This is a genomic window from Actinomyces oris, assembly GCF_001937445.1.
GTDB lineage: Bacteria > Actinomycetota > Actinomycetes > Actinomycetales > Actinomycetaceae > Actinomyces > Actinomyces acetigenes.
Genome location: NZ_MSKS01000027.1, coordinates 20,458 through 33,094 on the forward strand (window position 1 = coordinate 20,458; position 12,637 = coordinate 33,094).

General features: G+C 68.6%; 9 protein-coding genes. 4 read left to right on the forward strand and 5 right to left on the reverse strand.

All coding sequences use genetic code 11. The annotated features are described in order from the left end of the window. Positions 1 to 18 precede the first annotated feature (18 nt). Positions 19 to 861, reverse strand: a complete 843-nt coding sequence (locus BKH20_RS08720; protein ID WP_070658229.1) for an LppM family (lipo)protein — start codon at positions 859 to 861, stop codon at positions 19 to 21. A 243-nt stretch (positions 862 to 1,104) separates the two neighbouring features. On the opposite strand from BKH20_RS08720, the gene BKH20_RS08725 reads away from it, so the two are divergent. Both BKH20_RS08725 and BKH20_RS08730 read left to right on the forward strand, forming a co-directional pair. After that, a complete protein-coding gene (locus BKH20_RS08725) occupies positions 1,105 to 2,952 on the forward strand; it encodes a phosphoenolpyruvate carboxykinase (GTP) (RefSeq protein ID WP_070658231.1) in 1,848 nt (615 codons plus the stop codon). A 357-nt stretch (positions 2,953 to 3,309) separates the two neighbouring features. Beyond that, on the forward strand, positions 3,310 to 4,554 hold the full coding sequence (locus BKH20_RS08730; protein ID WP_075390732.1) for a hypothetical protein: 1,245 nt from the start codon (positions 3,310 to 3,312) through the stop codon (positions 4,552 to 4,554). On the opposite strand, the gene BKH20_RS08735 is transcribed toward BKH20_RS08730, so the two are convergent. The 4 genes from BKH20_RS08735 to BKH20_RS08750 form a co-directional block, all read right to left on the reverse strand. After that, positions 4,542 to 5,033 carry a hypothetical protein gene (locus tag BKH20_RS08735; protein ID WP_256277253.1) on the reverse strand — a complete coding sequence of 164 codons (492 nt, stop codon included), beginning with the start codon at positions 5,031 to 5,033 and terminating at the stop codon, positions 4,542 to 4,544. The genes BKH20_RS08730 and BKH20_RS08735 overlap by 13 nt on opposite strands. A gap of 195 nt (positions 5,034 to 5,228) precedes the next feature. Continuing rightward, the gene (locus tag BKH20_RS14955) at positions 5,229 to 5,696 is read right to left on the reverse strand and encodes a type II toxin-antitoxin system VapB family antitoxin (RefSeq protein WP_346477255.1); all 468 of its coding nucleotides are present in this window, start codon (positions 5,694 to 5,696) and stop codon (positions 5,229 to 5,231) included. An 8-nt stretch (positions 5,697 to 5,704) separates the two neighbouring features. Then, a complete protein-coding gene (locus BKH20_RS08745) occupies positions 5,705 to 8,017 on the reverse strand; it encodes a TerD family protein (protein ID WP_075390734.1) in 2,313 nt (770 codons plus the stop codon). A 106-nt stretch (positions 8,018 to 8,123) separates the two neighbouring features. After that, on the reverse strand, positions 8,124 to 9,473 hold the full coding sequence (locus BKH20_RS08750) for a hypothetical protein (protein WP_075390735.1): 1,350 nt from the start codon (positions 9,471 to 9,473) through the stop codon (positions 8,124 to 8,126). A gap of 297 nt (positions 9,474 to 9,770) precedes the next feature. Between BKH20_RS08750 and BKH20_RS08755 the strand changes: the two genes are divergently transcribed. Continuing rightward, complete coding sequence (locus BKH20_RS08755; protein WP_075390736.1) at positions 9,771 to 11,006, forward strand: hypothetical protein; 1,236 nt, start codon at positions 9,771 to 9,773, stop codon at positions 11,004 to 11,006. Positions 11,007 to 11,143: 137 nt separating this feature from the next. Then, on the forward strand, positions 11,144 to 12,469 hold the full coding sequence (gene purD, locus BKH20_RS08760; protein ID WP_075390737.1) for a phosphoribosylamine--glycine ligase: 1,326 nt from the start codon (positions 11,144 to 11,146) through the stop codon (positions 12,467 to 12,469). Positions 12,470 to 12,637 lie beyond the last annotated feature (168 nt).

A 12,637-nucleotide genomic window follows, 5' to 3' on the forward strand; every position in this document is an offset into this window, starting at 1 on the left:
GCGGAACAGTCGGAATGCTCAGCGCCACCCTCGCGCTGCCTTGCGGGGTGCGCGACCGCTGCTGCGCCGTCGGAGGACGGCCACAGCCAGGATGCCGCCGAGCAGGGCCAGCCCCGCGGTCAGCCAGATGCGGGAGCGACTCCACCAAGATACGCCCTGAGAGTCCTGGGCGTAGCCCGAGGCGCTCACGCCCTTGGCCACCGTGTCCGGATCGTCCCAGGTGACCGTGGTCCCCGAGACCTTCCCCCCGCCGGACTGCGTCACCGCGCCGGGAAAGGTGACGGAGACCTTGGTGTCGACGATGCCCTTGAAGGACGCGTTGGTCGGTTGGGCTCCGCCCGGGCCGCCCGACGGCGCAGCAGAGGCCTGCGGTGCGCCCCCCTGTGCGTCACCGGACCCGTTGGCGTCCTGGGAGGGGTCGGAGGGGAAGGGCTGGATCGTCACCTTGTAGACCTCGCCGTCGCGAACGACGATCGTGTTCGGTTCGGCCTGAGAGGCCTGGGGGACCTTGACGCCGCTGATGGTGACCTGGCAGCCGAGTCCGTCGTCGCCGGTGATGGGCTCGGCCTTGACCGTGGTGCCCGCGGGCACGCCCAGAGCGGTGGGGTCGGAGTAGGCCGAGCAGTCGGGGGCCTTTCCCTTCGGGAAGACGGTCCCGGTCGTGTCGCGCATCTCCAGGGCGACGTCGTATCTGCCCTGGGAGCTGATGGTCATGTCCATGTGGGCGGTGCAGGCCGACAGCGTCAGACAGGCGACGGCCGCCACCACGGCCGGTCGAAGGCCCCGGGGTGCCGGCGGGCGGGGCAGGGCGTGCGGCAAGGAGCTCGTGGAACTGGACGCGGAGGACGGCGCGACGGGCATGCGGGCACGCTACACGCTCGCACTGGACCTTCACTGAGGGCGGAACGCCGCCATTTCAAAGGCGGCAAAAGCCGTCATCCTCCCGAATGTGGCCGATCACATGCTGGTCCGGCAGGGGAGTGAGGTCGAGTTGGGACCTTCGGCGATGTGACCTGAGGCGCCAGGTAGGGGAGGATGGCCCTCGACCGAGCGAACCGGCAACGGCGCGCTCACCGGATCAACATACCCAAGGAAGGGACTCGCATGACTGTGTCTGAGAAGGACGTTCGCGCCGCCGCGCCGGCTAACGCCCCTGAGGATGTCATCGAATTCGTCACGCGCATCGCCGAGCTGGCCAAGCCCGAGAACGTCTACTTCACGGACGGTTCACAGGAGGAGTGGGACCGCCTCACCACTGAGATGGTGGAGTCCGGCGTGTTCACGCGCCTCAACCCCGACAAGCGCCCCAACTCCTTCCTCGCGCGCTCCCTGCCCAGCGACGTCGCCCGCGTGGAGTCCAGGACCTTCATCTGCTCCGAGAAGGAGGAGGACGCCGGCCCGACCAACAACTGGTACGACCCGGCCGAGATGAAGAAGATCCTCAACGAGAAGTTCGACGGCGCCATGCGCGGCCGGACCCTCTACGTGATCCCCTTCTCCATGGGCCCCCTGGGTGGCCCCATCTCCCAGCTCGGCATCGAGATCACCGACTCCCCCTACGTGGTGGTCAACATGCGGATCATGACCCGCATGGGTGCGGCCGCCATGGACCTCATCAATGAGGGCCGCCCCTGGGTCCCGGCCGTCCACTCCGTCGGTGCACCGCTGGCCGAGCACGAGAAGGACACCACCTGGCCCTGTAACGACGAGAAGTACATCACCCACTTCCCGGAGACCAACGAGATCTGGTCCTTCGGCTCCGGCTACGGCGGCAACGCCCTGCTGGGCAAGAAGTGCTACGCGCTGCGCATCGCCTCGACCATGGCCCGCCGCGACGGCTGGATGGCCGAGCACATGCTCATCCTGCGTCTGACCGACGAGAAGAGCGGCAAGCAGTACCACGTCACCGCCGCCTTCCCGAGCGCCTGCGGCAAGACCAACCTCGCCATGCTCCAGCCCACCATCCCGGGCTACAAGGTCGAGACCGTCGGTGACGACATCGCCTGGATGCGCCCCGGCCCCGACGGCCGCCTGCGCGCCATCAACCCCGAGGCCGGCTTCTTCGGCGTCGCCCCCGGCACCTCCTACGGCACCAACCCGATGGCCATGGACACCATGAAGGCCAACACCATCTTCACCAACGTCGCCCTGACCGACGACGGTGACGTGTGGTGGGAGGGCATCGACGCCCCGATGCCGGAGCACCTCATCGACTGGCAGGGCAACGACTTCACCCCGGCCGACGCCGCCGAGGGCAAGAAGGCCGCCCACCCCAACAGCCGCTTCACCACCCCGGCCTCGCAGTGCCCGATCATCTGCCCCGACTGGGAGGCCCCCGAGGGTGTGGCCGTCGACGCCATCCTCTTCGGCGGTCGCCGCGCCACCAACGTGCCGCTGGTCGCTGAGCAGTACGAGAACGCCCACGGCGTGTTCATCGGCTCCGCCGTGGCCTCCGAGGTCACCGCCGCCGCCCTGGACGCCAAGGTCGGCTCCCTGCGTCACGACCCCATGGCCATGCTGCCCTTCTGCGGCTACCACATGGCCGACTACTGGTCGCACTGGCTGGAGATGCAGGAGAAGCTGGGCGACAAGTTCCCCAAGGTCTACCAGGTCAACTGGTTCCGCAAGGACGAGAACGGCAAGTTCATCTGGCCCGGCTACGGCGACAACTCCCGCGTGCTCGACTGGATCGTGCGCCGCGCCGCCGGCGAGGTCGAGGCCGTCGACGGCGTCACCGGCCGCTACCCCAAGTTCGAGGACTTCAACCTCGAGGGCCTCGACCTGGGCGAGGAGGAGTGGGCCAAGATGTACGACATCGACCCCGAGGCCTGGGCCGCCGAGATGGACGACACCGAGGAGTACTACAAGCAGTTCGGTGACAAGCTGCCCGAGGCCATCAAGGAGCAGCTCGCCAAGTTCCGTGCGCGCATTGACGAGGCCAAGAAGGCCTGATCGCCACTGAGGTCCTTCCCCGGGGAGGAATGAGGCGGGGGCTCCGACCGGTTCGCCGGCTGGAGCCCCTGCTCGTTGCTGCTCTTGCTCCTTGCTGCCGGCTCAGTGGCGGCTGTGCGCAGTGTCGGCGTCGAGAACGCACTCTCAGGCCCGAGAGCTGAGCGCCGGGGGCACAGTCCTCGGATCGTGTGGGGCGTCCTCGCGGGGCGACGTCGCAGACGGGATGGTGAACGATGCTCATCGGAGAATGCGAATTGGCGCCGCGGTCGCTTCTACAGTGACGAAGGGCCGATGGTGGGAGCGTGGATCGCTTTCCCAACGTGCCGGTGACCTGCAGCGGCGTGGAAAGGGCGGAGCATGGAATGGCGGGACAACGACCGCGGTGGCGGTCGGGGGAACCTGTTCGATGAGACGCTGGGGAAGTCGATGCGGTGGTGGGCGACGGAGACGTCTGATGGGCGCCTGCTCCTGCGACGCTCGGTGATGATCCGCTGCTGTGCGTTGGTGGCGCTCGTGGTGGGGGTGCCCGCCATGATCTACAACGTGCTGCCGCTGATGAGCCCCTACATCACCGAGTATGAAGTCAAGGACGCCATGATCGGGGCGATCATGTTCGGCATTCCGGTGGTCTGGGCGATCAATACCCTGAGGCGTCGGACGGTGTTGAGCAAGAACGGCATCACCATGCGCCGCCTGCTGTTCACCGAGCGGCGCCCCTGGGAGTCGGTGGGCTCGAGGTTCACGCTGTCCACGCTCAATCTGACTGAGGACGCGGCGCACAGCGGGTTCATTGAGCGGACTCGGATCGCCATCGAGAACGGCGACGACGATGCCATCCGGCTTCCCGGGTGCGTCATCGGGATGACATGGGGGAGCTCTGAGGACCGTGCCTCTGCGGCTGTGGGGGACTTGCAGTACTACATCTACGCGCGGGGGTGGGGTATTTCGGAGGAGGTCGCTGTCAGCGAGGACCCACATCTCGTGGCGGCCAGGGTACGGCACGGGGCGGAGAAGATGCTGCAGCGCAGCCGTCTGGTGTTCCGTACTCCGCTCTGGCGCAGAATCAAGGAGCACCTGTGCAACGGCGGGCTCTTCCTCATCGGCATGGGGGTGCTGTTCCTGGTGATCGGTGGTCAGCAGCTGTTCTTCGAGACGGAGCCGCTCAGCGGATCGGATATCGCCTTCGCGTTACTCTTCCTTCTGCTCGGTCCGGTGACCATGGCGTATCCGCTCTACAAGATCTACGAGTGCTTTCAGCGAGTCGTCGTGGACGAGCAGGGGATTCGCGTGGGAAGACGCTCGTGCGTCTGGCCGGAGTCCCGCTCCGGACTGTTCGTTGCTGGGGACCGGATCTTCGTCGTCTATGGCAACGGCAGGCACCTGGCCCTGGATGGTGCCGGTGTCACGTGGGGGAGCTTTCAGCGCAGACAGGAGCAGCTGGTCGCCAGGTGTGAGGCGATCTGGCTCTGGGGGGTCGCCCATGGCGCGACCCGGGAGACCGGTCGTTATGTCCCCCTTGGGAATGCCGGCATGCAGGAGGAGCGCGAGATCCTTGAACGCGGGATCGGCTTAGCGGTTCCTCGCCGGGGTCAGCCCGCTTGATTCTGTGCGGCCAGGGCCCGGTGGCGCCAGATCAGCAGGATGATGGCAAGGATCCAGCAGATCGCCCCGGCGGCCAGGCCAGCGATGAGGGGCACCGTGAACTTGCTGAACGTGAAGGTGGGGCCTACGAGGATCGCGTCGGTGTTGTCCAGGCCCTCGCATGAGACCCGGTAGTCTCCCGCCTTGTCGGCTTTGAATGTGAGAACCGAGCTGAAATCGCCGTCGTTGTTGGAGACATGCGTCCCGCCGCTACGGGAGGTGGGGACCTCCTTGCCGTCAGGGGCAAGGACGGTGCAGCTGTTGACGGTGGCGGCGTTCGACACGTACAGGGCGCGCTCGTCATTGCTGCTCAGGCTGACCTGCTGTCCGTTAGTGATGACGTCACCACTGGTGGCGATGCTGGCGGCGACGATGGCCGACCCGATGCCCCCGATGAACAGCCCCATCACTGGGCCGATGACGAACAGGATGATCGCCATGACCAACTTTCCGACGTGCGTCTGGCGGGGACGCTGCTGCCCGTAAGGGGGTACAGCCTGATACGGGGGCTGGTATGGCGGCTGATACGGGGGCTGATTCTGGGGAGTCGACATCGATCCGTTTTCTGGCTGTGCTTCAACTGCCGTTGTAGCGTAGCAAGTCAGGTTTTCTGCGAAGCGGCCTATTTCCGTCCCTCAGCCGTTGGGCCCTCGACGAAGGAGACTCCGCACTCTTCGGCAGCGCGGAGCGGCGCTCGCCTTCCGATCAGAGCCGCCGAGAGCCGCAAGGCGACGTGCACTCTCCACTCTGACCAAGGTCTCCAGACCGGCCCGCAGCAGCTCGGTGCGCTCAGTGATGCCTGTGAGCTCCTGCGCGTTGGCAATGAGGTCATCACTGAGTGTCACAGTGGTTCGCACGATACCTCCTGCACCAGAATCGTCATTAGGTGATGCAAGTTCTAGAGCGGTTCGGATGGGATGACCAGCCCCGCCGTCGCGACCAGGGCGGCCGGACCCGCACGGTGCGCGCTGGTCGCTCACCACGTTCTGATCCTCACGCACCAGTCGGGCGGGGCCACCGGTGGGCCCGCCCGACTGCGTCCGGGAAGCGAAGGCGCTGGGAGAAATGTGAAGGCAGAAGGAAGCACCCTCATGGCCGGACACGGCTCAGGTTACTCCGCCTGCCGACCCTCGGTGCCCTGGCCCGCGTCGAAGGCCGCCTCCACCGTGACCTCCGCGGGGCCCAGCAGCGCCAGAATCCGCTCGGTCTGCCACGGCAGGATCCCGCCCTCACCGAAGACCAGCTCGGCCTCATCGGGGTCCTCGACGACGACGTCGGCCAGGAGCCCCAGCAGGTGCACCAACGGCATGCGCCGCCCCTCCAGCAGGTCGAGCAGGTGCGCCAGGACCCGGTTGCTGCTGCGATCCAGGTTCGCCACCTGGTGCTCACCCACCCCCACGGGCAGGTCCCACCAGATGAGGCGGCGCTCGGCGAGGTCAATGACGAAAGGCGTCGCGTTGAACGTGGGAGAGACCAGATCGAGGCGCTGCATGACAGTGGAGGCCTCGAAGACCTCCCCGCGCTGCAGGTCCGTGCCGCGGGCCATCGCCCCCGTCCAGCACTCGGGCACCTCGCTGAGCCGGTGGTGGGAGAAGGAGTGGACCGTCATGACGACATAGCGCCACCCCTGGTGCAGCGCCTCGGCCAGGGTGACGTCGATGAACTCGGCCGCCCCGTCGGGCGCCGAGGTGAGGTCGCCGGAGTGCACGGCCGCCGTCGAGCGCAGGTTGTAGTAGGCGATCTGCTCGGTGCGTGCGAGGTCCTCGGAGACGAAGAAGGCCGACAGGTCCAGGTCCACGCGGGTCCCTCGGCCATCCTCGGCAACAGGTCCGGCAGGCTCCGGGGTCTCGGGTGGGTGCTCGGGCAGGTCGTGCCAGTGCAGGAAGAAGCGGATCGTCTCGCCCTCGGGCAGCGGCAGACGGGTACCGCGCCCCGCCGTGCGCAGGCCCGGCGAGGCCGAGCGCAGACCCAGCGGGGCCGTGTAACCCTCATAAAGCCCCTGGTCGACGGCGATCCGCCCCAGGTGCGCCCGCCGGCTCAGGGCCTCCTCGACGACGCGAACCACCTCCGCGTCGACGGGGCCGGGGCGGCGGGTGGAGGGGATGAGCGTCGTCTTGGTGCCCGCGGCCGCCTTGATGGCAACGACCCGCCACGGCAGGGTGTCTGGCCCGGGGGAGGAGAAGTACTCCCACAGGCGCACCAGGACCGGAAGAGAGACCTCGGGCGCGACCCGGGCGAACTCGGCGACCACGCGCTCGCGGGCGGCGTCATCGGCGCACAGCCGCAGCAGGTGGTTGAGTCGGCGGGCGAAGACCCCGGGGCGGGCGGCCAGCAGACGAAGGGCTCCCTCAACGTCGCGGCGCGCCAGAGCCTCCTCCAGGCGGGAGGTGAAACCCGCTTCAGCGCCACCGGAGGCGACCTGGTGCAGCAGCGCGGCGGCTCGCGGGAAGCGGCGGGCGTAGTCGCCGGGGCGCAGGTGACGGGCCAGGCGCTTCCACCGCTCGCAGCGCCGAGCTATCTCCTCGGCGCAGTCCCGGCCGTCCTGGACCTGCCCGACGGCGTCGAGCAGTCCCAGCAGCCGACGCCGATGGGTGCGGGAGAAGGAGGGGAACCGGCACGGTTCGGCCAGGGAGACATCGCCGCCCGCCATGGCGACCGCCAGGCGCAGCACGTCGGTGACGGTGTGGTAGGAGGCGGAGAAGTCCAGGTCGGGGAAGGTGACGGTGAGGACGGCGAGGTTCTCCTTGACCGCCACGTGCGGTGCCCGCTCGGGGCCGAAGTCGCGCAGGGCCATCAGGTCCACGCGGTCCTGGGCGCTGAAGGGAGTCGCCTGGGCGGCGAGGTCGGCCACGATCCGCTCCAGGTCTTGCGCCGTGGCCAGGCCCAGCTCGGTGAGGGCGCTGTCGTCTCCCGGCAGGGGCTCGCGGGGGCTGGGCCGGTAGTCCGCCAGGATCCGGACCCCGACGACGTCGCCCAGGTAGTGCAGGGCGGCATTGACCAGCAGCGTGGCCTCGGAGGCGCTGCGCACCTGGACGGGGAAGTCGGGGTAGAAGGGCCGGTAGTCGGCGGCCGGGGAGCCGGAGGTGAGGCGGGCGGCGGCATTGACCAGCGCCCAGGCTTGCTCGGGGCGGGTGAGGGCCTCCCGGGCGGGGTCGGAGAGCCGGTAGCCCAGGGCGCGCAGCGTGCTCAGGGCCGCCTCGACACCCGCGTCGCTGCCCCGCTGCGGCGCGGGCTCCGCACCCTGCGTTGAAGCGGAGCGCGACGGCGCCGGCCCGCCGGCGGTCGGCGGGAGATGGACGGCCCCGAGCCGGCGGATCGTCACCGCGTTGAGCTCCGCGGCCGCCTCAGCACCGGGGGCGGGGGCAGCCGGCGTGCCGGCTCCAGCCGCGAGCGCCCTCCTGGCAGGGGACTGATCGACTTCCACCCGGGCCTCCCGACACATCGCCCTCCAGGGACTCCCCTCCCCGAAAGCGGCTTGAGCCTACCGAAGCATCGCTCCTCACACTGGGGGCGGAAGGCGGCTGGGTGACTCAGTAGCGTCCGTACGAGTTCTCCAGCAGTGTCCGGAAGGAGTCGATCTCAACCTCAACCTTGCTGAATCCGCTGGTCACCTCGACTCCGTGGTCCCCGACCTGGAACAGGCGCATGAGGAACCCGTCGTTCGTGGTGCGTATCCCGTAGGGGAACCCATAGCGCTGCTCCAGGGCCTGGGCGATTCGCCAGGTGTAGTCGGCCACGTGGCGGTCGTCGAAGCGCAGCCGCTCCTCCTCATCCCCCTCAGGCTTAGTGACCACCTCGATGCCCCAGGTGCCGGAGAATCGCGATTTCTCCGCGAGCCAGCCGTCTCCGCGCAGAATGGGGCGGTCCAACCTGATGCCCGGGCGGCCGCCGAGCCGCTTGAGGACGCTCGTGATGGCGGCGCCGTCGAGGACCTGCTCGACGACGGAGAGGATCTGGGGGATGGACAGTCCGATCCGCATCGGTACGACCTGCCAGTTCACCGGTGGCCGGTCGGGACCGGTGGGGGCGGGCGTGGAGGCGGCCAGCCTGCGAAGCTCGTCCATCGTCATTGCTGGCCTGGGCGAGTCCTTCCCCCGATCCTCCAGGAGGAACTCGATATCGTCCCTTTCCATATCGTTCTCGTCTCCGCTGGGGCTGGCGGCGATGAGACCATAGTCGCCGAAGCCCTCGGAGCCGGCGAAGCGGATGTCCATGAGAGGGCGCCCACCGGCCAGGCCGGCGACGACGTCGCGCATACTGATCTGGCTTCGTTCGCTGCCGAGGAGGTTGCGGGGGATGAGGACCTCTTCCCCGGTGGACTCGACGGTGACCGTGAGGCCCTCGACCGTGCCGGCGAAGGAGACGAGCCCCAGGCCCGCGGCGCCCATGTCCCAGCGAAGGGTGAAGGGACGGCGCCACTGCGGCGGCATGAGAGCCAGGTTGTCGGGAAGGCCGCCGAGAGTCTTCGCCGTGGTCTCCTCGAACATCTCCCAGTTGACGACGTAGGCCTCTCCGGGGCCCCAGTCACTGACCGGCTCCCGTCCAAGTTCTACCGTCCATAAGTATGGATAGTCCTCGGCCTCGCCCCACTTGAAGCTCTGAAACTCGTCGGTATCGATGGGGTAGGCGGGGTTGTAGGAGTTGACAGTCAGCTCGTACTCGTCTCTCAACGGGCGATAGTCCGGCTCGATCTCGACGACCCGCTCCCCGACCCGCCAGCGGAAGAAGAGGTCCGGGCCGTAGACGGCGAAGGACTCGGTGCCCAGGATGTCGGCGGCGTCGAGCAGGAAGCGGTGCACGTCCGCCCCGGTCAGGGTGGTGCCCATCAGCGAGGCCACGCGGTTGGACATCTCCACCTCGAGGTTCACGGTGCTGTTCACGTCTGTCCTCCGTCTGTTGCCCTGCCGAACGACTCACCCCAGCATATGCGTCATCTCGCGGATTCATCAGGGCCGGTCTCCCCATGGAAAGTGCCTGGCCCTGGGCTTCTGAGCAGTGGCCCAAGCATTTAGGCTGACCGCATTCGACGTCCACTGGACTCATGCGTCGGACTTCTGCGAGAACCAGTGGGCAGAGTAGGGGAAGCATTGGATAACAGCGAGTGGGTGACCCATGCGGGACATGACTGGAGGATCCTGAATCCAGGCCCGCAAGGTCCCGATCACCTGAGGGTCGGTATGACCCTCGACTACGGCCTCGTCGACGAGGGGCCGTCGCGGATCGGCACGCTGGCTCTGCTTTCGGCGGCGCTGAAAGCGGATCTTCAACGCTCCATCAACGTCAGGGACGCCCAGTCTCCCCCGCCCCTGGTCTCAGTGGACGTGGGGACCATCTCAACCACCGTCATGATCGAGGGGCGGAGCCGAGCTGTCCTGGCAGCCTGGGACCGACTCGGTGGGCTCCTCGCCGCACCGGGCCTGACGGTACCGGCCGAACCGGCGCCCACTCCCAGGCCGGTCTGGCCTCAGGACCTGGCTGCCTACATCGGCGCCAATGCGCTGACGCTGGGCGACCTGCGCATTCGGGGACCGCGGAACCTCGACGTCGCCGACGCTCTCCTGGCCCATGTGGCACCCGCAGCCTGCCGGGTTCGCCACACCTTCGTCACCGACGACCCGCGCGCCGTCGGCACCGGGTGGAGTGGACAACCGTCCTACGGCGTCGCTCCGGCGCGGCGACTCCTCGAGGCCTGCAGGCAGCCCACCCTGGTGCCTTGTGACCGGGACGGCGTCATCGTCTCCGTGGCCGTCCCCGCAGGGATGCGGGGACGCGCCGAGGTGGACTCCCTCAACCTGAGGATCGGGAACGCTCTGGCCGACCTCGACCACCACTCTCGGGTGCACCGGGAGCCGATCCCGCTGGGAAACCTTGACGTCGTCATCTTCTGCCTCGCCGATGAGGAAGCCGCCAGGGCCTGCCGACACCGCGTCCTGGAGCAGCTGCTCAACCGACGGTCATACCCCGCCGGCGAGGATCTGGTGAACCGCCTCCACATCCCCCTGCGCGACGACACTGCGGACCTCCTCGATACCGGGTGCATCGACGTCAGGGAACCGTGGCTGCCCGACGATGCCAACAGCCTCCTGTGGGCCGATGCGCCCCCGGCGGATGACACCGGCTCGAGCCTCCACCACTCCGTTCACCTGACCGACCATCTCATCGCCGAGGGGTTCTACCTGCGGACGTGTGACGCGGAGGGCAGGATGAGGAACGAGTGCATCGGGCAGGCCCATGTCGTCAGCCTCGACAACCTCGCCGTCATCGTCCGGCAGACGCAGAACGTCGTCGAGTTCATCGACCACCAGCTCAACCGCGTGCCTCTGCCATGGCCGGACATCATCACCTCCCCGACCTTCAAGGACGACCTCGGTCCCTACCTCGACGCACTCCCGCGCTACGTCCTGGAGAACTGATCGATCCGGGATTGAGGCGCAGCCGATCCGAGGAGACCGCTCCACCAGTCCTCACCGCCGGACATATATGCCCTGCCGAACGTACAGTCCCCGCAGTTCCGGGCGTGGTTATGGCCTCCATCATCTAGGCTGTCGCCGTGAAGATCCTGCTCCTCGGCTCCGGCGCGCGCGAGCACGCCCTGGCCCGTGCCCTCGCCCGTGATCCGCAGACCGCTGAGCTCGTCGTCGCCCCTGGGAACCCCGGCACGGCGGCCATTGCCACGAACCTCAACATCGACCCCAGCGTCCCCGAGGAAGTCGTGGCCCTGGCCACGCAGATGAAGGCCGACCTCGTCGTCGTCGGCCCCGAGGCGCCCCTGGTCGCCGGTGTCGCCGACGCCGTGCGCGACGCTGGGATCCCCTGCTTCGGTCCCAGCGCGGAGGCCGCCCGCCTGGAGGGCTCGAAGGCCTACGCCAAGGAGATCATGACCGCCGCGGGCGTCCCCACTGCCGAGGCGGCCGTGTGCACCACCGAGGCCGAGCTGACCGCCGCCCTGGACCGCTTCGGGGCCCCCTACGTCGTCAAGGAGGACGGCCTGGCCGCCGGCAAGGGCGTCGTCGTCACCGACGAGCGCCCCGTCGCCCTGGCCCACGGACGCGCCTGCCTGACCCGCGGCAGCGGTCGCGTCGTCGTTGAGGACTACCTCGACGGCCCCGAGGCCTCCGTGTTCTGCGTGTGCGACGGCGCCACCGTCCGCCCCCTGGCCCCCGCCCAGGACTTCAAGCGGCTCCTCAACGACGACGCCGGCCCCAACACTGGCGGCATGGGCGCCTACTCGCCCCTGTCCTGGGCCCCGGCGGACCTCACCGAGCAGGTGGTGCGCGAGGTCGCCCAACCCGTCGTCGACGAGATGGCCCGCCGCGGCACCAGCTTCATCGGTCTGCTCTACTGTGGCCTGGCCCTGACCAGCCGCGGCCTGCGCGTCGTCGAGTTCAACGTCCGCTTCGGCGACCCCGAGACTCAGGCCGTCCTGGCCCGTCTGACCTCCTCCCTGCCCGAGCTGCTCCATGCCGCCGCCACCGGCCGCCTTGCCGAGGCCCCCGAGCCCACCTGGTCCGAGCAGAGCGCCGTCGACGTCGTCATCGCCGCCCCCGGCTACCCCGGGACCGTCACCACCGGCGGCACCATCACCGGGATCGAGGCCGCCGAGGAGCTCGACGACGTCCACGTGCTGCACGCCGGCACTGGCACCACCGAGCGCGGGGAGCTGGTCGCCGTCGGCGGGCGGGTCCTGTCCGTCGTCGCCCTGGGGGCAACCCTCGAGGCGGCGCGGGAACGCGCCTACGAGGCCGTCGAGCGCATCAACCTTGAGGGTGCCCAGTACCGCACCGACATCGCCCAAGCGGCCAGTGAAGGCAGAGTTAGCAGCGTTGGCAGCGTCGGCAGCGTCGGTAGTGCTGCCAGCGCCGACGGGGCCGAGTAGCTGAGTAGAGCCTCCTGACCGTCGCGACCACGGCGCGCGTCTCGCCGTGCGCTGAACCCTCCGGAAGGCCGCGCCGCCATACCCGGCCGCGGAGGCGGCGCGCGTGACGCACGCACTTCTTCCGAGACCAAACGCACACCGCTCGTCTCTTTCCTGAGGGAGTACTGC